Origin of the sequence: Lacrimispora sp. (assembly GCF_031982545.1) — a bacterium.
Classification (GTDB): domain Bacteria; phylum Bacillota; class Clostridia; order Lachnospirales; family Lachnospiraceae; genus Lacrimispora.
Genome location: NZ_DALYXB010000008.1, coordinates 18,818 through 45,734 on the forward strand (window position 1 = coordinate 18,818; position 26,917 = coordinate 45,734).

Sequence of the window (26,917 nt, forward strand, 5' to 3'; positions counted from 1 at the left end):
ATGGAGATGGTGCTATATGATACCTGACAGTGAAGTAAGATTAACCCAGATGACGAAAACAGCCGGTTGTGCCGCGAAAATCGGCCCGGGAACTCTGGCTGGAATTCTGGAACATTTACCGAAATTTCATGACCCCAGTCTTCTGGTTGGAATTGAAACCTCTGACGATGGTGCAATTTATAAGGTAAGTGAGGAACTGGCACTGATACAGACCCTGGATTTTTTTACACCAGTGGTTGATGATCCCTATACATTTGGTCAGATCGCCGCTGCCAATGCCCTCAGTGATATTTATGCCATGGGGGGTGAACCCAAAGTTGCATTAAACATTGTGGCGTGGCCCAACTGCTTAAATCCGGCAATTCTGGGGAGGATATTAGAAGGCGGTGCGTCAAAGGTTTTAGAGGCAGGTGCCGTACTGGCAGGAGGTCATTCCATTCAGGATGATGAACCAAAGTATGGGCTTAGTGTGACGGGATTTGTCCACCCGGATAAGGTTTTTAAAAACTGCGAAGCCAGGCCGGGAGACATTTTAATTCTTACAAAACCCCTTGGTACCGGTATTGTAAATACTGCGGTAAAGGCTGATTTAGCTTCACAGGAGGCAAAAGAAGAAGTGATAAAGGTTATGACTTCCTTAAACCGTAAGGCAAAACAGGTGATCGAACGGTATGATGTACACAGCTGCACCGATGTGACGGGTTTTGGTCTGGCCGGCCATGCCGTTGAGATGGCTGAGGGCAGTGGGGTGACCCTGGTTATTTCCGTCAAAGATCTTCCTGTACAAAAGGAGGCCTTTGAGCTTGCAAGAATGGGACTGGTGCCGGAAGGGGCGTATAAAAACCGCACCTATACCAGTGATCATGTGGATTACGCAGATACAGAGGAATGTATGATTGATATATTCTGCGATCCCCAGACTTCGGGAGGACTTTTGATCAGTGTATCGAGGGGAGACGGAGAGCAGATTATGAAAGATTTTGCACAGGCAGACATGGAGACAACATGCCGGATCATCGGTGAAGTTACGAAGAAGCAGGAAAAATCGGTGAAACTGAGGAATCATTTATGATTTATCTGGATAATGCAGCCACTTCCCTGCAAAAGCCTGAGGAAGTAGGAAAGGCAGTAGCCGACGCCATACTTCATATGGGCAATCCGGGCAGAGGAATTCACGGCGCTTCCCTTGATGCAGCCAGGATGATATATGATACCCGAAGTCTGGTATCCCGGCTGTTTCATGCAGAGAGTCCCAGCCAGGTGGCATTTACAGCAAATTCTACAGAGAGTCTGAACCTGGCAGTGGAAGGGATTTTCCGCCCGGGAGATCATGTGATTACCACCATGATGGAACACAATTCCGTGCTTCGTCCTCTTTACGGTATGGAGAAAAAAGGGGTGGAGCTTACCATTTTGCCTGCAGATAAGCAAGGCTGCATCAATTACAAGGATTTTGAGCGTGCATTTAAGAGTAATACAAAAGCCGTTGTTTGTACCCATGCTTCTAATTTAACCGGAAACGTCAATGACTTGGAGAAGATTGGAAGAATTTGTAAAAAACTTGAAATTTTATTTCTTTTGGATGCTTCACAGACAGCCGGAGTATTTGATATTGATATGGGAAAAATGGGAATTGATGTTGTCTGCTTTACTGGACACAAGGGCTTGTTAGGTCCTCAGGGAACTGGAGGGATCTGCGTACGGGAAGGGCTTGACATTCAGCCGCTGATTGTAGGCGGAAGCGGAGTGCAAAGCTTCCTTCGAACACAGCCGGAGCAGATGCCGGAGCGTCTGGAAGCAGGAACATTAAACTGTCATGGCCTGGCAGGGCTTCATGCAGCACTTCTCTATATCGGGCAGACTGGAATGGAGTCTATCCGTAAGCGGGAACAGTGTCTGATGAAACAATTTTATGAAGGGGTGAAGAATATCCCGGGTGTTATGGTTTACGGGGATTTTTCCTTAGAGAGCCTTGATAAGCGGGCACCTGTTGTCACCCTGAATATAGGGGATTATGATTCCGGTGAAATAGCAGACGAACTGGCGGTTTCTTATGAGATCTACGCAAGAGCAGGTGCACATTGTGCTCCTCTGATGCATCAGGCGCTGGGAACCGAAAAGCAGGGGGCAGTACGGTTTTCCATGTCTCACTTTAATACAGAAGAGGAAATAGATCAGGCAGTAAAAGCAGTCAGAGAATTGAGCAGGCAATGACAGGAGACGGGATGAGGCAGAAAGAGTTAAAGACTGTAGTGACATTTCATACCGTTACGGAAGCGATTGCCATGGAGACGGCGTGCAGGAAAGAAGAGATTCCGGGAAGAATTATTCCGGTACCAAGAGAGATTAAGGCAGGCTGCGGACTTTCCTGGGCGATGCCTGCTGATTGGATGGGAAACATCGGCCAATGGATGGAAAAGAAAGATCTTTCCTGGGAATCTGTAGGGGAGTATTTCATTTAGAGATTGGAATTCTGGATATACGATTAACGGAAGAAAATAGTCGGAAAAATGCTGTATTAATATAGAAAAGACAGCATTTAAAGACAAATGATTTAAAACAAAATTGGCATTGACAAATAGTTTTACAATATGTTATAGTCAACCTGTCAGAGGTCACAAAAATTTGTTAAGTATCAGTATTCAAAGAAACTTATATATGCTCATAATTGGATGAGTGTTTCTACCAACTACCGTAATAGTTGTCTATAAGTTTCCTCGTGATGGGAAGGCGGCTTATTTGGCTGTGCTATTTATGTTCACGTTTGGAGCGACAGAATGAGACGGTAGTTTTTTATTGCTTGGTTTTTAGGAACGTTGCAATTTGGCTGCCGTATTTTTGTTTGTGCGGAACAGGAGGTTCTATGACCGGTGATGGAAATTTTATACTAAAAGGAAACATTTGCTACAGTGAGGATGTCCACACGTTAAAAACGGTGGAACAGGGTTTTTTAATATGCCAGAATGGGAAGTCAGCCGGAGTATTCAAAAGCATACCGGAACAGTTTCAGGACTTTTTGCTGATTGACTGTGACGATAAGCTGATTATACCGGGACTAGTTGATCTTCATATCCATGCGCCGCAATATTCATTCCGCGGTCTGTCCATGGATTTAGAGCTGTTAGACTGGCTGAATACCAATACGTTTCCGGAGGAAGCCAGATATGGCGATCTGGAATATGCAAAAAAGGCCTACCAGATATTTGCAGAAACGATGAAGAAAAGCGGGACTACGAGAGCCTGTATCTTTGCCACCATCCATGGACCGGCGACCGAGCTGTTAATGGATCTCATGGAAGATACTGGTTTAAAGACCATGGTTGGAAAGGTCAATATGGACCGGAATGCGCCGGATTATCTATGTGAGTCCAGTGCACAGGCGTCAGAAGCGGAGACTCTTTTATGGCTTTCCCATACAAGAGAGAAGTATAAGAATGTAACTCCTATTCTGACACCCAGATTTATTCCGTCCTGCACTGATGATCTCATGGAACGGCTGGGAAGGCTTAAACGGAAATACAGACTTCCGGTTCAGTCCCATTTGTCGGAGAATTTAAGTGAGATTGAATGGGTGAAGAGCTTATGTCCCAGTACCGGGTGTTACGGCGAAGCTTATGATCAGTTCAGCATGTTCGGTGGGGAGGAAAAGACTGTGATGGCACATTGCGTCTTTTCGTCTGAACAGGAGATTGAACTGATGAAAAAGCGGGGAGTTTATGTTGCACACTGTCCCCAGTCCAACACCAACCTTGCTTCCGGCATTGCGCCGATCCGTGCCTATCTGGACCTGGGATTAAACACAGGCCTGGGTACCGATGTAGCGGGAGGAAGCAGTGAGTCCATATTCCGTGCCATGGCAGATGCCATATCGGTATCAAAGCTTCGGTGGCGCCTTGTGGATTCCTCATTAAAGCCTGTTACGATTGAGGAGGCATTCTACTTGGGAACCATGGGAGGAGGCTCTTTCTTTGGAAAAGCAGGCAGCTTTCTGGAAGGCTATGAGTTTGATGCTCTGATTCTGGATGACAGCAGTATCAGTCATCCCCAGCCCCTTAATACGAGGGAAAGGCTGGAACGTTTTATCTATCTGTCTGACGACAGACACATCGCGGGGAAGTATGTGGAAGGGAAACGAATTTTTTAGAGCACCTAAGGAGGTAGGAAGTATGGAACGAAACACCAATGATGGATTTTTTGAAAAAGTTTTTCATTTATCTAAGAATCATACAGATGTGAAAACAGAGGTGGTAGCCGGAATCACCACATTTATGACGATGGCTTACATTCTGGCAGTGAACCCAAGTATTCTTGGAGCAGCAGGAATGGACAGTGGTGCAGTTTTTACCGCAACAGCGCTGGCATCTTTAGTTGCAACTCTTTTAATGGCAGGTCTGGCAAATTACCCGTTTGTTCTCGCACCGGGAATGGGTCTTAATGCTTACTTTGCCTATACCGTAGTACTAAATATGGGTTATACCTGGGAGATGGCTTTAGCGGCTGTATTTATTGAAGGTATTATCTTTATTCTTCTTTCCCTGACCAGTGTCCGGGAGGCGATATTCAATGCAATTCCCATGAATTTAAAACATGCAGTATCCGTTGGTATTGGTCTGTTCATTGCATTTATCGGACTTCAGAATGCAAAGGTAGTGGTTGACGGAGCGACTCTTGTAACCATGTATTCTTTTAAGGGTTCTCTTGCTGATGGAACGTTCCATTCTGTTGGAATTACAGTGTTACTTGCCATAATCGGCATTCTTCTTACGGCAGTACTGGTTGTAAAGAATGTGAAAGGAAATATTTTATGGGGTATTTTGGCAACTTGGGCACTTGGCATGATCTGTCAGGCTGTGGGCTTATATCAGCCCAATCCGGAACTCGGCATGTACAGTGTATTCCCGGATTTATCCAGAGGATTTGGAGTTCCAAGTATGGCACCCACCTTATTTAAACTGGATTTTTCAAAGATTCTGTCAGTGGATTTCCTGGTAGTCATGTTTGCATTTCTGTTTGTTGATATGTTTGATACACTGGGGACTTTAATCGGAGTAGCTTCCAAAGCAGATATGCTTGATAAGGATGGAAAGCTTCCTCAGATCAGAGGCGCTTTATTAGCAGACGCTGTTGGAACTTCTGTAGGTGCAATATTTGGTACCTCAACAACTACAACGTTTGTAGAAAGCGCTGCAGGAGTAGCAGAAGGCGGAAGAACCGGATTAACAGCAGTGGTAGCAGCCATACTGTTTGGCTTATCCCTGTTTTTATCTCCGATTTTCCTTGCAATCCCATCTTTTGCAACTGCGCCCGCTTTGGTTGTTGTAGGATTTCTTATGATGACATCTGTTACCAAGGTTGACTTTTCTGACTTTACGGAAGCAATTCCAAGTTACATTGCAATCATTGCCATGCCGTTTATGTACAGCATTTCTGAGGGTATCGCCATGGGCGTAATCTCTTATGTGTTTATTAACGTTATTACAGGCAATGCAAAGAAAAAGAAAATAAGTCTGCTCATGTATATTTTGGCAATATTATTCGTATTGAAATATGTACTGATCTGATGATTAATGAAAAAGGCGGTGACATGGATTGTCACCGCCTTTTTTTTATGTTCATAATCAGTTTAATAAAACAATGGCCAGATTTAAATATCCAGCAAATGTAACCCATAAAAGGTAAGGAATCTGCATAAGGGCAGCTGTCTGATTCACACTCCCAAACGCCCTGATCATACGAATAATAAAGTACCATAAAACCAGAAGGATCAGAAATGCCAGAAGATAATTCTGCAGGCTAAAGAAAACAATGCTCCAGATAAAGTTAAGTGCCAGCTGGATCCCATAAAGCAGGAGCGCTTCCTTTTTTTTCGAAGAATAGGACTGTGCAATTAAATAAGATCCCAATCCCATCAGAAGATACAGGATCGTCCAGACAATCGGGAAGATCCACCCTGGAGGGGAAAACGGTGGCTGGTTTAAATTTTTGTATATCATCATGCTGTTTTTTGTTAAAAATCCAGCCAATGCGCCAACTGCCAGAGGTAGTACCAGGAAGAAAATTAATTTTTTTCTGTTTGCATTCATAGGAATCTCCTGTTCCTGTAATTAATATAATCTATTCCACGATTATATTAATTATTTCCCGTTTTTAGGCAAAATAATATTTAAAAAGATTGCTACTAATGTTGCAACAACCACAGGAGAACGACCAAAGATGGTGACTACCCAGGCTGGAAATGTAGAAAGAGCAGATGTAGCCTGGGATATTCCCATTCCAAGGGCAGCAGCAAGTCCTACGATGGAAGAATTCCGGTAGTTCATCTCTTCAGAAGTCACCAGCTTCATACCCGTCATGGCGATGGAGGCAAATACAGATACAGTAGCACCTCCTAATACACACTGGGGAATGGTGGTAAGCAAAGCAGAAAACTTGGGAATCAGACCGGCAGCCAGCAAAAAGACAGCGGTTAATCCCATTACACAGCGGTTGACCACCTTAGTCGTGGTCACGATACCTACGTTCTGACTGTAGGTAGCAGTTGGCAGACCACCCAAAAGTGCTCCCAGGATATTTGTAACACCGTAACCCATAATTCCGCCCTGCAATTCCTTATCCGTAGGCTCTCTGTCGATGGAGCCGCTGGTGGTGGCGGTAAAGTCTCCGATTGCCTGAACGGAGTTAATGGCAAATAAAAGTCCGATGGCAATACAGGAAGACGGTTCAAATACAATTCCAAAATGAAGGGGCCTTGGAATGGAAAACAGGGAAGCAGCAGCGATGTTGGAAAAACTCACCATTCCAAAAAATAATGCGGTCACATATCCCACGATAATACCGATGAGAATGGAAGCCAGTTTATAAATTCCTTTACCAAAATGATTGAGAACTGTGACGACTGTCAGGGTAATAAATGCAACAGTCCAGTTCTGCCACGATCCGTATGAGGGATTTGAAACACCGCCTGCCATATAGTTAATGGCAGTAGGGTAAAGAGAAAGTCCTATGGTAAAGACTACAGTTCCGGTAATTAATGGGGGGAAGAATTTCCGGATCCGCATAACAGAGATACCTACCACGAATGCCACGATGCCGCCGACGATCTGAGCTCCCAGAATGGCAGATATGCCATAATCTGCGGCAATGGACTGCATACTTGGGACGTATGCAAAACTGATACCCAGGATAACAGGGAGGGAGGCTCCAAGGTGGAATCCTTTCTTTTTCCCGATGGGAAAAAGCTGGAGGAGGGTGGACAGGGCAGAAACTACCAGGGCAACCTGTATCAGGATGACCCGCTCAGAAGCTTCCAGTCCTACGATATTGGATACAATGATGGGTGGTGTGACGCAGCCGACAATCATTGCAACCAGATGTTGTATTGCAAGGGGGAGTGCGTGAGAAAACCTGGGGATGCCGTCGAGTTCAAAAATAGATGCATACTTCCTGTCAGTTTGTCTCATAGTAAAATGTTCTCCTTTAAGATGTTTTACTGTTGAATGTGAGTTCCCGTACTTCCAAGTATTCCTTCTTTTGCTTTTTCTAACAGAGTGATGAGAGCCGTCCGTCCTTTCCTGGACTCGGCAAATTTTAAGGCTGCCTCCACCTTGGGAAGCATGGAACCAGGTGCAAAGTGCCCCTCATTGATGTACTGACGCGCCTCTTTTGCAGTTATATCATTCAGCCATATTTCATCAGGTCTGCCATAATTTAATGCGATTTTTTCCACGGCTGTCAGTATAATAAGAAGATCTGCATTCAGTTCCTCAGCCAGGAGTTCGCTGGCAAAGTCTTTATCTATGACTGCGCTGGCGCCCTTTAAGTGATTTCCGTTTAAGGTCACAGGAATTCCACCGCCTCCGCAGGCGATCACCAGCTGTCCGCTGTCCACCAGGGAACGGATTGCTTCAATTTCGATGATTTCCTGAGGTTTTGGAGAGGCAACCATTCGCCGGTATCCCCTGCCTGCATCCTCTTTCATTAAGTATCCGTATTTTTCAGATGCTTCCTTTGCCTGTTCTTCTGTCATAAAATGTCCAATGGGCTTGGAAGGATTTGAAAATGCGGGATCGTTTTCGTCCACACGGATCTGGGTAATCATGGTGGTCACCGGAATGTTTCTCATATTCCGATTCACCAGTTCTTCTCTTAACGCATTCTGTAAATCATAACCGATATATGCCTGGCTCATGGCAACGCAGACGGAGAGAGGCGTGTTAGGCTGATTGGGGTCTTCCCTGCATAAAGCGCTCATGGCATTGTTGATCATTCCCACCTGGGGACCGTTTCCATGGGCAACCACTACCTCACAGCCTTCTTCGATCAGATCTACAATGGCTTTTGAAGTGATTTTAACTGCTGCCATCTGTTCCGGCAGGGTATTGCCGAGGGCGTTTCCGCCCAGGGCAATTACAATTCTCTTTTTTTTCTCCATATAAGTGATCCCCTTGATTAGATTGAGAACTTACGAGGTGTTTTCTTCTCCTCCAGCTTTTTAAAGACTTCCTGGGGATTTTCAAATTTGCTTAAAAAGATCATGGCAGCGATTACATATGGCTTATAGCTGGCTTCTTTATAAAGCGGATTTCTGTAACGGTCAAATACGGAAGCTTCAACTTCTCCATCCTTGCAGCTGATATCGTTGATATCTGCCGGGAGGCAGTGAAGATAGAGGGCTTTTCCATCTTTAGTCGTCTTCATCAGTTCTTCTGTACAGCACCAGTCCTTGTGATTGGCATTCTGAGCCAGAAGTTCCTTCTCAAGAGCTTTGATTCCATCCATATCATCGTTGCCGTAAAGATCGGTTCTCTTCTCCATGGCTGCAAATGGTGCCCAGCTCTTTGGATAAACGATGTCGGCATCCTTAAATGCATCAGCCATATCATTGGATACACGGAAGGATCCGCCGGATTTTTCTGCGTTGTTCTTTGCTACTTCTAAAACCTCAGGCATTACCTCATAACCTTCCGGATGAGCCAGAACTACTTCCATTCCCATACGTGTCATTAATCCTATGACACCCTGAGGAACGGATAAGGGCTTTCCATAGGAAGGAGAGTAAGCCCAGGTCATGGCCAGCTTCTTGCCTTTTAAATTTTGGGTGCCGCCCATTTCATGAATGATATGAAGCATGTCAGCCATGGTCTGTGTGGGGTGGTCAATATCACACTGTAAGTTTACTAAAGCCGGCTTCTGTTCCAGGATTCCATCCTTGTATCCTTCTGTTACCGCATCGGAAACATGGTGCATATAGGTGTTTCCTTTTCCGATATACATATCATCACGGATACCGATGACATCTGCCATGAAGGAGATCATGTTGGCTGTTTCCCGGACAGTCTCTCCGTGGGCGATCTGGGATTTCCCTTCGTCTAAATCCTGTACTTCCAGGCCAAGAAGGTTGCAGGCAGAAGCAAAGGAGAAACGGGTACGGGTGGAATTGTCCCGGAATAAGGAGATTCCAAGTCCGCTTTCAAAAACCTTTGTGGAGATGTTGTTTTCTCTCATGAAGCGGAGCGCGTCTGCAACGGTCCATACTGCTTCCAGCTCGTCATCTGTCTTCTCCCAGGTTAAAAAGAAGTCATTTTCGTACATCTCCTTAAAATTTAAGGAATTCAGTTTGTCGATATAATCCTGTAAGGTTTTCATAATGTGGTAAGCCTCCTGATTTTAGTTTTATTCTTTGCAGTAAACAGTGGGAAGTGCGGCATATACAGCAGCACAGGTAACAAGATCCTGTTTCCAGGTCTTTTCATTTGGCGCATGAGCCTGGGCTTCTGCCCCTGGTCCAAAGCCGATGCATGGTATCTGGTTGCGTCCCATAATGGAAACGCCGTTGGTGGAAAAGGTCCATTTGTCGGTGAGAGGGCGTGCAAGGCGCATGGAAACAGTCTCTTCGGCACCAATTCTGGTATCCCCGTATAAGGATTTATAAGCTTCCTCTAATGATCTGGTTACTTTATGATCCTCAGGAATGACCCAGGTAGGGAAGTAACATTCGATGGGATAGGTAAGGCCTTTATAGGAAGGACGGGAATACTCATACATGGAAACGATAACATCATCTCCGTATTTCTTAACATTTGGCAGATTGCGGATCTCGTCAAGACAGCTTTCCCAGGTTTCCCCTGCCGTCATACGACGGTCTAAGGAAACGGAACAGGAGTCAGCTACGGCGCAGCGGCTTGGTGAAGTGAAGAAAATTTCTGAAACGGTAATGGTACCCTTTCCTAAAAAGTTTGCTTCTTTCCACTGCTGATTATGGGATTCATCAAGCATTTTAACGAGTCCTTTGATTTCCTTGTCGTCCGCTGCATCATTCTCATTAAGGGAGCGGACATCCTGAAGAATATCAGCCATCTTATAGATTGCGTTATCACCACGTTCCGGTGCGGAGCCGTGGCAGGAAACGCCTTTTACGTCTACACGGATTTCCATACGGCCCCTCTGACCGCGGTAGATGCCGCCGTCTGTGGGTTCGGTGGAGACAACAAATTCCGGGCGGATCTTATCTTCATTGATAATGTACTGCCAGCAAAGACCGTCGCAGTCTTCCTCCTGTACAGTACCGGTAACCAGAACGGTGTACTTGTCATTTAAGAGACCTAAATCCTTCATGATTCTGGCACCGTAAACAGCAGATACCAAACCGCCGCACTGGTCGGAAACACCTCTGCCTCCAATTTCCACATCGGTTTCGTAGCCTTCGTAGGGATCAAAATTCCAGTTGGATTTGTTGCCGATTCCTACGGTATCAATGTGGGCGTCGAAGCCGATCAGAGTTTCTCCGGTTCCCATAAATCCAAGCACATTGCCCATGGGATCAATCTCTACCCTGTCAAACTCAAGTGCCCTCATCTCCTGTGCAATCCGGTCAATATGAGCTTTTTCATCGCAGCTTTCTCCAGGAAATTTTACGATGTCACGCAGAAATTTTGTCATGTCTGCTTCGTAGCTTTTTGCTGCTTCTTTGATTTTCGCGTAATCCATGTTTTTTACCTCCGGTTTTATGAAATGATTAACGATCTTTACCTTCCCATACAATGGCTTTATAACGGTCAGGATCGGTATCTCCCTCTGTTGAGAAAAGAAGAACTTTAGAATCTTTATTAAGTCCCAGATGCTCTCTTAAAGCCTGGCAGGAATCATCTTTCATAATAGAAGCCAGAACTCCAAACGGTGCGGCTCCCGATTCCCCTGATGTGACAGGCGTATCTCCCTTTATTGGTGCAGCCAGCATTCTCATGCCTTCGGCAGCTGCCCAGTCAGGTGCTGAAATAAAAGTATCGGTATGATTTTTTAAAATATCCCAGGATATGGTATTGGGCTCTCCGCAGGCAAGACCAGCCATAATGGTCTGCATATCCCCATCCACGATCCGGATAGTGCCGTCGCCGGCTTTTGCGCCTTCATAGAGACAGGCTGCCACATCTGCTTCCACCACAACACAGACGGGTGGATTCTCCGGATAACGGTTTTTAAAATATCCGATGACTGCTCCGGCGAGAGATCCCACACCTGCCTGAACAAAGACATGGGTAGGTCTTTCACAGCCGTATTCCTTAAGCTGTTCGTCTGCTTCCATAACCATGGTGCCATAGCCCTGCATGATCCATGCCGGGATTTCCTCGTAGCCATCCCATGCTGTATCCTGAACCACCACGCCGTTTTTTACCTTGGAAGCGGCATCTGCAGCCATGCGGACGCATTCGTCGTAGTTGGATTCCTCAATGGTCACATCGGCTCCCTCCGCCTTAATATTGTTAAAACGGTTTAATGTAGTGCCTTTTGGCATGAAGACAACGGCCTTTTGTCCAAGCTGTCTGGCAGCCCAGGCAACGCCTCTTCCGTGATTGCCGTCGGTGGCGGTGAAAAAGGTAGCCTGACCGAATTCTTCCTTTAAAGCCTGTGAGGTCAGTACCTGATAGGGAAGATCAGAGACTTCCTTTTTTGTCTGCTTTGCCACATACTTCGCCATTGCATAAGATCCGCCTAAAACCTTAAATGCATTTAAGCCGAACCGGTAAGATTCATCCTTTATGTAAATCTCACCCAATCCCAGATGGTCTGCCATATGTGGTAGTTTTGTAAGAGGAGTCTCTTGGTACTGGGGAAAGCTTTCGTGAAAGCTTCTCGCCTTTTTAATCTCCTCTGGTAACATAACAGGCAGATGTCTGTCATCGGTCTTTGGCATGGTGTTTACAGCCCATTCGATTGGTTTCATGTCTGCACATTCTCCTTTATAATAAATTAAAATCAACGGGTATCATTTGCCAGATGTTTAAGCCTTTTCTTTGTTCGCATCCATATAGCTGTATAAAGTAAACTTTGAAATACCAAAATAACTGGAGACCTTGTCGCCTGATTTGGTAATGAGAAATGCACCGGCGTCATTCAAATACTGGATCGCTAAAACCTTGTCATCCTTGCTCATTAAAGCAACTGGTTTTCCCACTAAAGCGACGGACTGTTCGATTAAGGTATCTAACAGATCGTTGACGTTATGCGTGATTTTTTTTGGTTCCCTGTTGTGATCTCCGGCAGTCTCTCCGGTGGAAATCAGAGACTTTACCGCGTTTTCAATTGTAAGCAGTCCGGTGATGTCATAATTTAAGCCAAGGATGTAGTCAACCGTATTATCGTTGCCTCTGATATACATGGTACTGGATTTTAAGATTCGTCCATCCTCCGTTCTTGTCAGGTAGGAAAGGCGGTCCTTTAAAATGTCAGGATTCTTTTTTAACGTCTCCAGAACAATTTCAGAAGGTCCGTCTCCGATTTTACGGTTGCTGACCTGGCCGTTTTCGATAAAAACAATGGAACTTTCCATGCTTTCACCGCGAAGATCGTGAATGACCACCTCGCATTGGCTGCCGAAGTGAACAGCGACTCCCTGTGCAATCTGTGTCAGTAACTGAAGCTTTGAATCCATTCTTTTATCCTCCTTGCAGGATCATTAATAAATTCATCATAGCATAAAAAAATTTAATTACAAGTGGTTTTCTAAAAAATTTTTAGGTTTGCTAATTTTTTTTGTAATTCATGCTTGATTTTCTGAAAATGAAATGATACACTGTTTTTAACAGAGAACCATGGTGTAATGTGCATAAAAAAGAGAATTGAAACTGATGAAATGTAAGCAAATTGTAAAAATAAAGTATAAGACCCTGAAAATACTTCTGTGAGGTTTGTATACATAAGAAAATTAGTAATTTGCTTTCGTATCTTAGAAAAATGAAAAGGAGATGGAGACATGCTGATAATCGGTAATGGAAGAATGATCACCAGAGATCCGGAGAATCCGTTTCTGGAAGACGGTGCAGTTGGGATAGAAGATGGGGTCATAAAAAGGATTCGCACCACGGCTGAGATGAGAAAGGAATATCCACAGGCGGAATACATCGATGCCAGGGGAGGGGTAATCATGCCGGCCTTTATCAATACCCATGAGCATATCTATAGCTCTTTTGCCAGAGGACTGGCCATTGACGGGTATGATCCTCATGGCTTTTTGGAAATTCTTGACGGTCTTTGGTGGACGATTGATAAGAATCTGTCATTAAATGATGTTTATTTAAGTGCCATGGCCACTTATGTGGATTCCATTAAAAATGGAGTGACAACGGTCTTTGACCACCATGCCAGTTTTGGGCAGATCACAGATTCTTTATTTAAGATTGAGGAAGCCGCTGGTAAAACCGGGGTGAGAACCTGCTTATGCTATGAGGTTTCCGACCGTGCGGGAGAGGAAAAGGCAAAGGAAGGAATTCTTGAAAATGAGGCATTTATCCGCCATGCACGTTCCGATGAAAGCGATATGATTGCAGGCATGATGGGAATGCATGCACAGTTTACCATATCTGATCAGACCATGGAATTTGCAGCAGCTCATAAGCCTGATGGAACAGGCTACCATATTCATGTGGCAGAAGGAATTGAAGATCTCCATGATTGTCTTAAGAAGTATGGCAAGCGGATTGTGGACCGCCTGATGGACTTTCAGATTCTTGGGGAAAAGACGCTTCTTGGGCACTGTATCTACATCAATCCTCATGAGATGGACTTAATACTTGAAACAGACACCATGGTAGTTCACAATCCGGAATCCAATATGGGAAATGCATGCGGCTGCCCTCCCACCATGGAACTGGTAAAGCGGGGGATTCTAACCGGTCTTGGAACAGACGGCTATACCCACGATATGTTAGAATCCTATAAGACAGCCAACGTTCTTCATAAACATCATTTGTGCAATCCCAACGCGGCATGGGGTGAGGTTCCGAAGATGCTCTTTGAAGGGAATGCAAGGATTGCTGGCAGATATTTTAAAAGACCCCTTGGTATTTTAAAAGAGGGTGCAGCAGCAGATGTGATTGTTACGGATTACAATCCATTAACGCCCATGAACGGGGACAATGCCAACAGCCATATCCTGTTTGGAATGACAGGCCGAAGTGTAGTTACAACTGTCTGCAACGGTAAGGTTCTCATGAAAGACAGAATCCTTATGGGAGTTGACGAAGAGAAGCTGATGGCAGACTGCAGGGAAGCGGCGGGAGCGCTTGCTGCACGAATTAACGGACGATAAAAAACAGAATATTCATACAGGGCTTAACAAATACAGGGAGAGCCCGGATGCAGGAGGATATCAATGGGAGACAAAATGACACCGATGCCTTTTTCACAATTAATCAACTGGGTAAGGCAGGAGCAGGGAAAACAGGAATCAGTTTTTGGAGTATACCGTCCCTACCGGACGGATGAGTCACATAACAGGGAGCTGTTTGGAAGAACGTTAGAAACTCCGATTGGACCGGCGGCAGGTCCCCATACCCAGCTGGCGCAAAACATCGTGGCAGCCTACTATGCAGGAAGCCGTTTCTTTGAGCTGAAGACCGTACAGATTTTAGACGGAGATGATCTTCCGGTAGAAAAGCCCTGTATCAGGGCAGAAGATGAGTGCTACAACTGCGAGTGGTCTACAGAACTTTATGTTCCCCAGGCCCAGGAAGAATATATAAAGGCATGGTTTTTGCTTTCTTTCATGGCGAAAGAATACGGATTAGGTCAGATGGATGGGTTTCAGTTTAACATGAGTGTGGGATATGATCTGGAGGGAATTAAATCTCCCAAAGTCAATTCATTCATCGATTCCATGATGGATGCAAAAGACACGGAGACGTTTCATTCCTGCAGACAGTATCTTCTGGAGCATCTGGAACAGTTTGAGAATGTGACAAAAGAGGATATTGAGTCAATCTCTTCCCGGGTCTGCAACAGTGTGACTCTTTCCACCTTGCACGGATGCCCGCCTCAGGAGATTGAGCGGATTGCAGTCTATTTAATAGAAGAAAAGGGTCTGAATACCTTTATTAAATGCAATCCCACACTGCTGGGCTATGAATTTGCCAGAAACACGCTGGATCAGATGGGATATGACTACATTTCCTTTGGTGAGTTCCATTTCCTTGATGATCTTCAGTATGAGGATGCCATCCCCATGTTGAAAAGGCTGATGGCAGTGGCGAACGAACGCAGGTTGGAGTTCGGTGTAAAGCTTACCAACACGTTCCCGGTTGATGTGAAAAATAATGAGCTCCCCAGCCAGGAGATGTACATGTCGGGAAAATCGCTGTTCCCGCTGTCCATGGCACTGGCAGCCAGACTTTCCAAAGAATTTGGCGGAGCACTTCGGATTTCGTTCTCAGGCGGAGCTGATTACCATAATATCAAAGACATTACTGATGCAGGAATCTGGCCGGTAACTGTTGCCACTACTCTTTTAAAGCCAGGCGGATATCAGAGACTTCTTCAGATGGCAGAAAAGACGAAGGAAACAGGTGTCTCATTTCAGGGTGTAGATGCAGATAAGGCTTTCACCCTTGCCCAGGCTTCCATTTCAGATTCTCATTATAAAAAAGCCTTAAAACTTTTGCCGGACAGAAAGATGAAGAAAACAGTTCCGCTGCTTGACTGTTATACGGCTCCCTGCCAGGAAGCCTGTCCCATTCATCAGGATATTACCACATACTTAAAGCTTTCTGGTCAGGGAAACTATGAGGAAGCCATGGAAGTGATTGCTGAGAAAAACCCGCTTCCTTTCATAACCGGTTCCATATGTGCCCATAACTGTATGAATATGTGCACCAGAAATCATTACGAATCTCCGGTGAATATACGGGGGGCAAAGCTTCTTTGTGCAGAAAAAGGCTATAAGGAATATCGGAAAACCATTCAAAAAGGGGAACTGACCGGTAAAAAGACAGCAATTATCGGAGGCGGGCCGGCTGGTCTTTCCGCCGCTTATTTCCTGACAAAGTGCGGTATGCCTGCTACCATCTTTGAAAAAAGCGGAAAGCTTGGGGGCGTGGTTCAAAACATTATTCCCGATTTCAGAATCTCAGGGGACGTGATTGGTCATGACATCGATTTATGTCTTTCTTACGGAGCAGAGGTAATGCTGAATACGGAAATAACGGATCTGGCTGCATTAAAAGAAGAAGGTTTTGAATTTATTATTCTGGCGGCAGGTGCAAGTGAACCCGGAATTTTAAATCTGAAAACTGGCGAGACCATGAATGCCCTTCATTTTCTCAGTGAATACAAGGAAACGAATAAAAATGTGAATGTCGGTAAGGCAGTTGTTGTGATCGGCGGAGGAAATACTGCCATGGATACGGCAAGAGCAGCTGTCAGAACCAACGGTGTAAAAGAGGTTTCTCTCGTTTACCGCAGAACCAAACGATACATGCCTGCAGATGAGGAAGAATTGCTGCTTGCCATGCAGGATGGTGTAAAATTCATGGAACTTTTATCTCCAGCAGAACTGGTGAATGGCCAGTTAATCTGCAATGTGATGAAGCTTGCCGCTGCAGATGAAAGCGGAAGAAGAGCTGTTACAGAAACAGAGGAGACCGTTTCCATACCTGCCGATACGGTGATAGCCGCAGTTGGAGAGGGAATCCCCAAAGAGTTTTATCAAAAGAACGGCATTGAACTGACAAGCCGGGGAAGAGCGCTTGTTAATGAGGAAACTTTGGAAACAAGTGTGCCTGGAGTTTATGCAGTGGGTGACGGTCTGTATGGTCCCGGAACTGTGGTAGAAGCCATAAGAGATGCCAGGATGGCGGCAGAATCAATTCTGGGCAGAAAAGCTGCCAGGGATTTTGACATCACATCGGCCGATCCGCAAAAGCTATATGGCAGAAGAGGAATCTTAAAAGAAACGCTGAGTGACCAGGAAGAAAATACAAGGTGTCTTGGCTGTAAAAGTATCTGCGAAAACTGCGCAGAGGTCTGTCCAAACCGCGCAAATTTAGCACTCTTTGTTCCAGGTTTCACAAAGCATCAGATCCTTCATGTGGATTATTTATGCAATGAATGCGGAAACTGCCGTAGTTTTTGTCCTTATGACAGTGCTCCGTACTTAGATAAATTTACATTATTTGCCAATGAAGCAGACTTAAATAACAGTAAAAATCAGGGCTTTGTTGTGACGGACAGAAAAAATGGTACATTCCTTCTAAAGTATATGGGAAGTCTGTATACAGGGAAAGCAGGGGAAGCGGTTGATGCAGTTCCGGAGGGGCTTTTAAAGATTGTGGAAACCGTTATCAATGACTACGATTATCTTTTAGGATAAGAAAGTGGGTGGAGCAATGGTTCGTTTCCTGGTAAACGGAGAGACTGTTACGGTACCGGAAGAAAGGAAGCTGATTGATGTTTTAAGAACCGATCTGGGGCTTAAGTCTGTGAAAGACGGATGCAGCGAAGGTGCCTGTGGAACATGTACGGTCCTGATAGATGGAAAGGCTGTAAAAGCCTGTGTTCAGAAAGCAGCCAGAATGGAAGGGAAATCTGTCATGACAGTGGAGGGACTGTCTGACAGGGAAAAAGAAGTGTTTGTCTATGCCTTTGGGGAAGCGGGAGCTGTTCAGTGCGGTTTTTGCATTCCGGGCATGGTAATCTGTGCAAAAGCCCTCATTGATGAAAACCCCGATCCAACAAGGGAAGAGGCTGCATTTGCAGTACGGGGAAATGTCTGCCGCTGCACCGGATATAAGAAAATCATTGATGCCATTCTCCTTGCAGCCAGACTGTTTCGTGAAGATGTCAGGGATTTAAAGGCTCCAGAGGTAACGGCTGTGGGGCAGCGGGCTCATCGCCTGGATGTGCCGGAAAAAGTGCTGGGTTACGGGGAATACGTAGATGATATGGAAGTAGAGGGTTTCATCTACGGCAGTGCGGTACGGAGTAAATACCCCCGGGCAAGAATTCTGTCCATTGACGCTTCCAAAGCCAAAGCACTGCCTGGAGTCCGTGCAGTTTTAACCGCCAACGATGTTCCGGGTAAGAATAAGGTGGGGCATTTAAAGAAAGACTGGGATACCATGATTCCGGTAGGTGAGATTACCAGATATGTGGGAGATGCCGTCTGTCTTGTGGCAGCGGATACCCCGGAGATCCTGGAAGAAGCGAAGAAGCTGATTGAAATTGAATACCAGGAGTTAAAAGGAGTCTTTTCACCCCGGGAAGCGTTACAGCCGGATGCACCTCTTGTTCATGATACTGGTAATATTTTAGCCCATGAGCATCTGATCAGAGGAGATGCAAAGAAAGCCATAGAAAATTCTGCCTATTCGGTAACCATGCATTATGAAACTCCGTTTACAGAGCATGCATTTCTGGAACCGGAGTGTGCCATAGCCATAGTGGATCGGGAAAAGGAAGACGCTGTAATCTATTCCTCTGACCAGGGAACTTATGATACACAAAAAGAATGTGCCGGTATGCTTGGTTTTGAACTTTCAAAGGTTCATGTCATTAACAAGCTGGTAGGAGGCGGGTTTGGCGGAAAAGAGGATATGTCCGTTCAGCATCACGCTGCACTTTTAGCTTATCATACTGGTAAACCAGTCAAAGTAAAGCTGACCAGGAAAGAAAGCATTATGGTTCATCCCAAGCGCCATCCGGCCTCTATGGATTTTACCACTGCCTGCGATGAGAATGGTTATCTTACCGGTATGACAGCAGTGGTGATTACGGATACAGGAGCTTACGCATCCCTGGGAGGTCCTGTACTTCAGCGTCTTTGTACCCACGCAGCAGGACCTTATCATTATCAGAATATTGACATTGAAGGAACCGCCGTCTACACCAACAATCCGCCTGCAGGCGCTTTTCGGGGATTCGGAGTCACACAAAGCTGTTTTGCCATAGAGTGCAACTTAAACCTGCTGGCAGAGAAAGTTGGTATCAGTCCATGGGAAATCCGTTTTCGGAATGCCATTCGGCCGGGACAGGAGCTTCCAAACGGCCAGATTGCTGCAGAAGGAACTGCCCTTGTGGAAACTCTGCTTGCAGTAAAGGACATTTATGAAAGCCATCCATATGCAGGAATCGCCTGTGCTATGAAAAATGCCGGTGTAGGAGTCGGGCTTCCTGACTGGGGAAGATGCAGGCTGACGGTGGAAGATGGAAAAGTTCATATCAGATCTGGTGCATCCTGCATTGGTCAGGGACTGGGAACTGTTCTGGAGCAGATTGTATGCGAAACCCTTGGTATCACAGGCGATCAGGTGGTCTACGTTGCTGCAGAGACCAATCTGGCACCTGATTCCGGAACTACCTCCGGCTCCCGTCAGACTCTGGTAACAGGGGAAGCGGCAAGGAGGGCATGTGTCCGGATCCTTCGGGATTTAGATGGCAAAAAAGAACTGTCAGCTCTAAATGGAAAAGAATATTATGGAGAATATCTGGCGGCCACTGATCCTATGGGAAGCGACAAGAAAAATCCCGTCTCTCATGTGGCATACGGCTATGCCACCCAGGTTGCCTGTTTAAAAGAAGACGGTACCGTGGAAAAGATACTGGCCGCCCACGATGTAGGAAAGGCCATTAATCCACTGTCTGTAGAAGGACAGATTGAAGGCGGTGTGGTCATGTCACTGGGATATGCCCTGACGGAAGAATTTCCTTTGAACCAGGGAGTTCCACTTGCAAAATTCGGTACGCTTGGATTGTTCCGGGCAGATAAGACACCGGATGTAGAGAGCATTATTGTAGAACGAAATCACGATCCGCTGGCCTACGGGGCAATTGGAATCGGAGAGATTACCTCAATTCCTACTGCACCAGCGGTGCAGGGCGCTTATTATAAGTATGACGGAGTATTTCGGACATCCCTGCCTTTGGAAGAGACGGCTTATCGGAAAAAGAAAAAATAACCGGAAAAAGACGCAGGAGAAAAAACCTTCTCTGCGTCTTTTTGGGATTGACAAAGAACCATGAAAAAGAGAAAATAGATGGCATAGACCGGTATGCAAAAAGCAAGCCGGATTAGAAGAAAGGAAGTGGATTTGCTGTGAAGACGTTGTTGAAAGGCGGAACCGTAGTATCGGGAAGCAAGGCAGTTGCAGCGGATGTTCTCATGGAGAATGGTAAGATTCTGGCTGTGGAACCGGGAATTGAAGAGGAAAAAGCAGATGTTATTGATGTAACCGGCAGACTTTTGTTCCCCGGATTTATTGATGCCCATACTCATTTTGATCTTCATGTGGCAGGTACCGTAACAGCAGATGATTTTGAGTCAGGAACCAAGGCCGCTTTAGCCGGAGGAACCACCATGATTATTGATTTTGCCACCCAGTACCAGGGAGAAAGTCTGCATCAGGCACTGAATAACTGGCATAAAAAAGCGGATGGCAACGCATCCTGTGATTATGGCTTTCATCTGGCAGTCTCAGACTGGAATCATTTAGTAAGCGAAGAGCTTGACACCATCGTTTCAGAAGGTGTGACTTCCTTTAAGCTGTATATGACTTATGATGAGATGTATATGGCTGACAAAAAGATATACCAGATTTTAAAACGTTTAAAAGAAGCCGGAGGAATTGCCGGTGTACACTGTGAAAACAAGGGAATCATCGAGGCACTGATTGAGGAAGAAAAAGCAAACGGTAATTTTTCGGTTAATGCCCATAAAAAGACAAGACCTTCGGCAGTAGAGGCAGAGGCAGCAGGCCGTCTATTAAAGATAGCCCAGGTAGCGGATTGCCCGGTTATCATCGTACATCTTAGCTCGGAAGCCGGTTATAAAGAGATTGCTTATGCAAGAGAAAGAGGGCAGGAAGTATATGTGGAAACCTGTCCCCAGTATCTGATATTCAATGAAGATATTTATGATCTCCCGGGTTTTGAGGGAAGTAAATATGTAATCTCACCTACAATTAAGAAGGAATCAGACAGACAAAAGCTGTGGGAGCTTTTAAAGACGGATCAGATTCAGACGGTATCCACCGATCACTGCAGCTTCACTACCGCTCAGAAAGCGGCAGGCAGAGAAGATTTTACGAAGATACCAAACGGAATGCCGGGAGTGGAAGCCCGTCCTGTTCTGGTTTACAGCTTTGGCGTAAAACAAAATGGTCTGACAGTGGAACAGATGTGCCGGCTGCTCTCAGAAAATCCGGCAAAGCTTTACGGAGTTTATCCAAGAAAAGGCGTGATAGCTCCTGGAAGTGACGCTGATCTTGTGGTTTTTAACCCGGATGCCAAATGGACCATGTCTGTTGACAACCAGGTTGCCCGCGTGGATTACTGTCCCTTTGAAGGGATTTCCGTTGAAGGAAAAGCGGAGCTTGTATTTTTAGGAGGCAGACTGGCGGCTGAGGATGGTGAAGTCTTATTGGAAAAGACAGGTGCCTATGTGGCCAGAAACAAGCCAATGGTGATTTCCTGATGATATTAAAAAGCGCATATGCAATCGATGTGTCAGATGGAATATTACAGCTGGAAAAAAAAGATTCTCTGTGGGAGGCCCTTGGTATTCCCTTGAAAGAACCGATGATTGTGGCTTTTACCGGCGGGGGCGGGAAGACAACCTCCATGTATTGCCTGGCCGATGAGCTTTCAGCTCAGGGAAAGCGGGTAATTGTAACTACCAGTACCCATATTTTACGGCCGACTGACAGAATCGTCACAGAGGCAGGTGACTGGAAAGCAGTGAGTGATTTTATAACAAGTCATAAGGAGTTTTTTCCTTTGGCAGGCTGGGTGCTGGTTACGGGCCTGCCTGCCGAAGAGGGAAAGCTAAAGGGAATGGAACTTTCTGAGCTGGAACGGCTGACGTTGCTATGTGATGTCCTTCTTGTGGAGGCAGATGGGGCAAAGCGCCTTCCAATTAAGATACCTAAGATAAATGAACCGGTTTTACCAGGCGGAACTCATGCAGTAATTGGCTGTATGGGGCTTAACTGTATCGGTGAGCCGTGGGAAGAAATGTGTTTTCGATATGAACTGACACCACAGGTGTTTGACGGTCAGAAAAAGAACGGACGGATTACGCCTTCTGATGCAGCAAAGATACTGACCAGCGCCGATGGAACCCGAAAGGGAGTTGAATCCATGGAATACCGGATTCTTATAAACAAAGCGGATGATAAGAGGCGGCTGTCCAGTGCTCAGGCAGTAGCAGATGCAATGGGAAAACAATGGGCAAAGTACACAGCAGTAACCAGTTTTATAGAAATGGATCAGAATTAGAGACACGCGAAAGGGAACAGCAAGATGAAAGAGATCAGAACGGAAGACGCAGCAGGTCATGTTCTTTGCCATGACATGACCCAGATCATACCTGGAGTTTCAAAGGATGCAAGATTCCGGAAAGGTCATGTGGTAACAGAGGAAGACATCCCTGTACTGCTGTCAATGGGAAAAGAGCATCTGTATATATGGGAAAAGGATGATACCATGTATCATGAGAATGAGGCTGCTGAAATACTTTGTGAATTATGCAGAAATGACCATATGGACAGGGGCGATGTAAAAGAAGGGAAAATAGAATTAAAATCAACCATTCGCGGACTTTTCAAAATAGACACCGGTCTGCTTGACAGCATAAACAGTGCCGGAGATATGATGATTGCTTCCAGACATCCCAATACTCCTGTAGAACCAGGGGATAAGCTTTGCGGAACCAGGATTATTCCTCTCGTAATTAAAAAGGACAAGATGGAGGCAGTAAAAAAACTCTGCGGCGGAAAAAGGATATTTTCCATACTGCCTTATAAAAATAAAAAAGTGGGTATTGTTACTACTGGAAGTGAAGTATACTGTGGAAAGGTCAAGGATGCATTCGGCCCGGTTCTAAGAGCGAAGGCAGAAGAGTTTGGCGGAGAAATACTGGGACAGACCGTAACCGATGATAAGCCGGAGCATACCTCAGAGGCAATTCTTGAATTTATCAGACAGGGAGCGGACATGGTACTGGTCAGCGGCGGCATGAGCGTGGATCCGGATGATAAAACTCCGCTGGCAATCCGAAATACGGGAGCCGAAGTAGTATCCTATGGTGCTCCGGTTCTGCCGGGAGCCATGTTTCTTCTATCTTATTACCGGAAAGATGGAAAGAACATTCCGGTAGCAGGACTACCGGGATGTGTGATGTATTCTAAAAGAACGGTATTTGACTTAGTGCTGCCAAGACTGATGGCAGATGATCCCATAACAAAAGAAGAACTTGATAAGCTTGGAAAAGGGGGGCTGTGTCTCTCCTGTGAGGAATGTCATTATCCAAACTGCGGATTCGGAAAGGGCTGGTAGGATGAAGATATTGATCAAAGGAGCAGGTGATCTGGCTTCCGGAATCGCCTGCCGCCTCCACCGTTGCGGTTTTTTAGTGGTTATGACTGAGAAACCCGTACCCACCACCGTAAGACGTACTGTGGCATTTTCAAGAGCTGTTTACGAAAACAAGACAAAAGTAGAGGACATTACCGGCGTATTATGCCGCAGCATGAAAGAAGTTGAGGAAGCATTGTCCAGGGACCAGGTGGCAGTGGTGGTCGATGAGGAGTGCTGCATCCGTGAAAAATGGAATCCGGATGCAGTTGTAGATGCGATTATAGCAAAGAAGAATCTGGGTACCAGGATTACGGATGCAGACATTGTAGTCGCAGTCGGACCTGGTTTTACTGCAGGGAAGGACTGCCATTGCGTGGTGGAAACAAAGCGGGGTCATGATCTGGGCCGGTGCATCTGGAACGGCAGAGCCATCCCCAATACGGGAGTTCCGGGAATGATAGGTGGATATGATAAAGAACGGATCATACGTGCTGTGGATAACGGCATATTTCACCCGGCTGTAACCATAGGGACAGTCGTGCAGTTAAATGATGTGGTTGGGTATGTAAATGATGCTCCTGTGCTTGCTCAGGTGGGAGGAGTGGTAAGAGGACTGCTTCAGGAGGGAGTAACTGTTTTTCGGGGAATGAAATCAGGAGACATAGATCCCAGAGGAGTAATCGAGCACTGTTATACGATCTCAGACAAGGCATCTGCTATTGGTGGGGGAGTACTGGAAGCTGTATTAAGTTTTCGAAAAAAGCATCTTGCGCAGAAGGAAGGGATTTCAACATGAATATGACACTGATTCTCCTGGCAGCGGGGGACAGCGTAAGGTTTAATGGCAATAAGCTGCTTTATGAAATCAATGGAACGCCTATGTACCGTTATATTATAGAAGAAATCGACCAGCTTCCAAAAGATTTGTTTTCCAGAAAACTGATAGTTACCCAATACGATGAGATTATGGAGTACATGAAAGAATCGGGATATAAAATCATTGTAAACAGGGACAGCAGACTGGGGATTTCTCATTCCATTCATCTGGCATTAAAGGAACTGGAACATGAAAACACGGATTTTTTATTTGCAGTCTGTGATCAGCCTTACGTAAAGTCTGCTACCATAGAGGCGCTGGTGAATGGATTTTATGAAAACAAAAAGGGACTTGCCTGTTTGTGTTTTAAAGGAGAGCCCGGAAATCCTGCCATATTTGCAGGCGGCTACAGAAGAGAATTAATGGAGCTTACGGGAGACAGAGGCGGAAAAAAGATAATCAGAGCCCATCCATCTGATGTTTTTCTTTTAGAAGCAGAAAGCGCTGCTGAATTAAAAGACATTGACAAGATGTCCGATCATCTGGAATAAATTGTTAGAAAGACACGGCTATTTTCAGACCGTGTTTTTTTGTTACCAGTTTTATCCAACTATAGAAAAATATCACTTATTGGTTTTCAGAAGAATGAAAATCGTGTATAATAAAATCATCAAAGGAGGGGCGGTATGTGGAAAAGGCTGAGGGAACATTTCCTTATGTTAAATAAGAGCAGAAAGGAATTAAAGCAGGAAGGACTTAAGATCTGCGTGGCTTATTTTCTGCTTGGTTTGTTCTGGATTTTGTGTTCTGACAGATTGGTTCCTGCCATTGTCAGCAATTCCCGTTCAGTCATGCTTTTTAGCATGGGGAAGGGAGTCTTATTTGTATTTTGTACTTCCGCATTTTTATACTATGTGATATTGAGACTGCTTAACAAAGCCGGTGCCGCAGAAGAGGAACTGAGCAAAAGTGATAAAGAACTGAAGATGCAGTATAAAAAGATCGGTCTTTATGATCAGATGCTTATGGAAAGTGAAGAAAAATACCGGACAATTATAGCTCATATGCAGCTTGGAATGGCACTGTTTGAGGGAGAGAATGAAACCGACATCAGGCACTACAGGCTGATTGATGTAAATCCTTGCTATGAGGAACTGACCTGTGACAAGGAAGATTCTGTGCTGGGAGGATATTTTTGTGATATACACGACACTCTGGATCCTGATATATGGGAGCTGCTTGCTAAGACTGTAAATACAGGGGAGCCAGCCCGCTATGAACGGTTCCGGAACCGGACAAGCACATATTATGAGGTGATTGTTTTCTGCCCTGGTAAAAACCAGCTGGCCCTCATTGTCAATAATATAACCGAGCGCAGGCAGGCTCAGGAAAGGCTGAATTATTTAAGCTATCATGATCCGCTTACTGGTTTGTATAACAGAAGGTATTTTGAAGAGCAGTTGAAAGTTTTGGACCAGGAGTTTAACTATCCGCTGGTAATTACCATGGCAGACATCAATGGTCTGAAACTGATCAATGATTCTTTCGGTCATGCTGCAGGAGACGAATACATACGAAAAGCGGCGGCAGTTCTGATGAACAACACCCGCAGCCATGATATTATATGCCGGCTGGGAGGAGATGAATTTGTTATCTTTTCACCCGGTACAGGCGAAAAAGAGATTAAAAAGATGATTTCATCCATGAGTGACATGGCAAAGGCTCAGGCTGTGAATAAAATCATGCTTTCCATCTCTTTTGGATACAGCATAAAGTGCAGCAGAGATGATTCCATTACAGAGGTTTTAAAGAAAGCAGAAGATTTTATGTATCGGAAAAAGCTGATGGAAAGTCCCAGCATGAGGGGAAAGACCATTTACACCATCATGGCAGCACTTCATGAGAAGAACTTCAGAGAGGAACAGCATTCCCTTCGTGTATCAGAACTTTGTGAAAAGATGGGGGAAGCGCTGGAACTTCAGGAAGATGACATCAAGGAATTAAAAACAGTTGGCCTTCTTCACGATATTGGCAAGGTAGCCATTGAAGAAGGTATTCTTAATAAGAACGGAAAGCTTGATGTAGATGAATGGGGGGAGATAAAAAAGCACCCAGAAATCGGATACCGCATCTTAAGTACAGTGAATGAGCTTTCAGAAATGGCAGATTACGTGCTTGCCCATCATGAGCGCTGGGATGGAAGCGGATACCCCAAAGGGCTGAAGGGAAAGGAGATTCCCATACAGTCCAGAATTATTGCCATAGCAGATGCTTATGACGCCATGATCAGTGAACGAAGCTACCGCCACGCGCTGCCAAAGGAAATTGCAGTCAGTGAGCTACTAAAGGGAGCAGGAACGCAGTTTTGTAAAGAGTATGTATCTATATTCATTGATAAAGTAATTAATAAATCCGGAACCGGTGCCTAGATTGTTATAAAATTAACAGGAATGAGCGGTATGCTTCTATTTTAGGAGCGTC

The 26,917-nt window shown here is 45.3% G+C and carries 21 protein-coding genes and 1 riboswitch; of the genes, 14 read left to right on the forward strand and 7 right to left on the reverse strand.

Features of this window, described 5'->3' with window-relative positions; translation table 11 throughout:
• Positions 1 to 16: 16 nt before the first annotated feature.
• The 5 genes from selD (at position 17) to ABS301_RS14245 (ending at position 5,561) form a co-directional block, all read left to right on the forward strand.
• Positions 17 to 1,072 (forward strand): selenide, water dikinase SelD, encoded by a 1,056-nt coding sequence (selD, locus tag ABS301_RS14225; RefSeq protein ID WP_349672843.1) that lies wholly within the window; start codon positions 17 to 19, stop codon positions 1,070 to 1,072.
• Complete coding sequence (locus ABS301_RS14230) at positions 1,069 to 2,214, forward strand: aminotransferase class V-fold PLP-dependent enzyme (RefSeq protein WP_349672844.1); 1,146 nt, start codon at positions 1,069 to 1,071, stop codon at positions 2,212 to 2,214. The genes selD and ABS301_RS14230 overlap by 4 nt, the downstream gene beginning before the upstream one ends.
• Positions 2,215 to 2,225: 11 nt before the next feature.
• A complete protein-coding gene (locus ABS301_RS14235) occupies positions 2,226 to 2,462 on the forward strand; it encodes a putative Se/S carrier protein (RefSeq protein WP_349672845.1) in 237 nt (78 codons plus the stop codon).
• A 170-nt stretch (positions 2,463 to 2,632) separates the two neighbouring features.
• A riboswitch (purine riboswitch) is annotated at positions 2,633 to 2,728 on the forward strand.
• 135 nt (positions 2,729 to 2,863) lie between these two features.
• Entirely contained in the window at positions 2,864 to 4,144 is a 1,281-nt protein-coding gene (locus ABS301_RS14240) for an amidohydrolase family protein (RefSeq protein WP_349672846.1), read from the forward strand.
• Positions 4,145 to 4,166: 22 nt separating this feature from the next.
• The gene (locus tag ABS301_RS14245; protein ID WP_349672847.1) at positions 4,167 to 5,561 is read left to right on the forward strand and encodes an NCS2 family permease; all 1,395 of its coding nucleotides are present in this window, start codon (positions 4,167 to 4,169) and stop codon (positions 5,559 to 5,561) included.
• A gap of 57 nt (positions 5,562 to 5,618) precedes the next feature.
• On the opposite strand, the gene ABS301_RS14250 is transcribed toward ABS301_RS14245, so the two are convergent.
• From ABS301_RS14250 to ABS301_RS14280, 7 genes are read right to left on the reverse strand one after another with little or no spacing between them, the layout of a single operon-like run.
• On the reverse strand, positions 5,619 to 6,083 hold the full coding sequence (locus ABS301_RS14250; protein ID WP_349672848.1) for a TspO/MBR family protein: 465 nt from the start codon (positions 6,081 to 6,083) through the stop codon (positions 5,619 to 5,621).
• A 51-nt stretch (positions 6,084 to 6,134) separates the two neighbouring features.
• On the reverse strand, positions 6,135 to 7,460 hold the full coding sequence (locus tag ABS301_RS14255; RefSeq protein ID WP_349672849.1) for a uracil-xanthine permease family protein: 1,326 nt from the start codon (positions 7,458 to 7,460) through the stop codon (positions 6,135 to 6,137).
• 26 nt (positions 7,461 to 7,486) lie between these two features.
• Positions 7,487 to 8,431 carry a carbamate kinase gene (gene arcC / locus ABS301_RS14260; protein WP_349672850.1) on the reverse strand — a complete coding sequence of 315 codons (945 nt, stop codon included), beginning with the start codon at positions 8,429 to 8,431 and terminating at the stop codon, positions 7,487 to 7,489.
• Positions 8,432 to 8,448: 17 nt separating this feature from the next.
• Positions 8,449 to 9,645 carry a knotted carbamoyltransferase YgeW gene (ygeW, locus tag ABS301_RS14265; protein WP_349672851.1) on the reverse strand — a complete coding sequence of 399 codons (1,197 nt, stop codon included), beginning with the start codon at positions 9,643 to 9,645 and terminating at the stop codon, positions 8,449 to 8,451.
• 27 nt (positions 9,646 to 9,672) lie between these two features.
• Positions 9,673 to 10,986: a YgeY family selenium metabolism-linked hydrolase gene (locus tag ABS301_RS14270; RefSeq protein WP_349672852.1), complete on the reverse strand. Its 1,314-nt coding sequence runs from the start codon at positions 10,984 to 10,986 to the stop codon at positions 9,673 to 9,675.
• A 28-nt stretch (positions 10,987 to 11,014) separates the two neighbouring features.
• Positions 11,015 to 12,220 (reverse strand): diaminopropionate ammonia-lyase, encoded by a 1,206-nt coding sequence (gene dpaL / locus ABS301_RS14275; RefSeq protein ID WP_349672853.1) that lies wholly within the window; start codon positions 12,218 to 12,220, stop codon positions 11,015 to 11,017.
• Positions 12,221 to 12,277: 57 nt separating this feature from the next.
• Entirely contained in the window at positions 12,278 to 12,928 is a 651-nt protein-coding gene (locus tag ABS301_RS14280) for a helix-turn-helix transcriptional regulator (RefSeq protein ID WP_349672854.1), read from the reverse strand.
• A 321-nt stretch (positions 12,929 to 13,249) separates the two neighbouring features.
• Between ABS301_RS14280 and ssnA the strand changes: the two genes are divergently transcribed.
• The 9 genes from ssnA to ABS301_RS14325 all read left to right on the forward strand — a co-directional run bounded on the left by ssnA (position 13,250) and on the right by ABS301_RS14325 (position 26,865).
• Positions 13,250 to 14,584 carry a putative aminohydrolase SsnA gene (gene ssnA / locus ABS301_RS14285; protein ID WP_349672855.1) on the forward strand — a complete coding sequence of 445 codons (1,335 nt, stop codon included), beginning with the start codon at positions 13,250 to 13,252 and terminating at the stop codon, positions 14,582 to 14,584.
• A gap of 63 nt (positions 14,585 to 14,647) precedes the next feature.
• The gene (ygfK, locus tag ABS301_RS14290) at positions 14,648 to 17,638 is read left to right on the forward strand and encodes a putative selenate reductase subunit YgfK (RefSeq protein ID WP_349672856.1); all 2,991 of its coding nucleotides are present in this window, start codon (positions 14,648 to 14,650) and stop codon (positions 17,636 to 17,638) included.
• Positions 17,639 to 17,654: 16 nt separating this feature from the next.
• Positions 17,655 to 20,222, forward strand: a complete 2,568-nt coding sequence (xdh, locus tag ABS301_RS14295) for a selenium-dependent xanthine dehydrogenase (protein WP_349673094.1) — start codon at positions 17,655 to 17,657, stop codon at positions 20,220 to 20,222.
• A 137-nt stretch (positions 20,223 to 20,359) separates the two neighbouring features.
• A complete protein-coding gene (gene hydA / locus ABS301_RS14300; protein WP_349672857.1) occupies positions 20,360 to 21,736 on the forward strand; it encodes a dihydropyrimidinase in 1,377 nt (458 codons plus the stop codon).
• Positions 21,736 to 22,539 carry a selenium cofactor biosynthesis protein YqeC gene (yqeC, locus tag ABS301_RS14305; protein ID WP_349672858.1) on the forward strand — a complete coding sequence of 268 codons (804 nt, stop codon included), beginning with the start codon at positions 21,736 to 21,738 and terminating at the stop codon, positions 22,537 to 22,539. The genes hydA and yqeC overlap by 1 nt, the downstream gene beginning before the upstream one ends.
• 24 nt (positions 22,540 to 22,563) lie before the next feature.
• Positions 22,564 to 23,598 carry a molybdopterin-binding protein gene (locus ABS301_RS14310; RefSeq protein ID WP_349672859.1) on the forward strand — a complete coding sequence of 345 codons (1,035 nt, stop codon included), beginning with the start codon at positions 22,564 to 22,566 and terminating at the stop codon, positions 23,596 to 23,598.
• A 1-nt stretch (position 23,599) separates the two neighbouring features.
• Entirely contained in the window at positions 23,600 to 24,415 is an 816-nt protein-coding gene (yqeB, locus tag ABS301_RS14315; protein WP_349672860.1) for a selenium-dependent molybdenum cofactor biosynthesis protein YqeB, read from the forward strand.
• Positions 24,412 to 24,987, forward strand: a complete 576-nt coding sequence (locus ABS301_RS14320) for a nucleotidyltransferase family protein (protein WP_349672861.1) — start codon at positions 24,412 to 24,414, stop codon at positions 24,985 to 24,987. Before yqeB ends, ABS301_RS14320 begins: the two co-directional genes overlap by 4 nt.
• Before the next feature lie 135 nt (positions 24,988 to 25,122).
• Positions 25,123 to 26,865, forward strand: coding sequence for a sensor domain-containing diguanylate cyclase/phosphohydrolase (locus ABS301_RS14325; protein WP_349672862.1), 1,743 nt, complete (start codon positions 25,123 to 25,125; stop codon positions 26,863 to 26,865).
• The last annotated feature ends 52 nt before the right edge of the window (positions 26,866 to 26,917 follow it).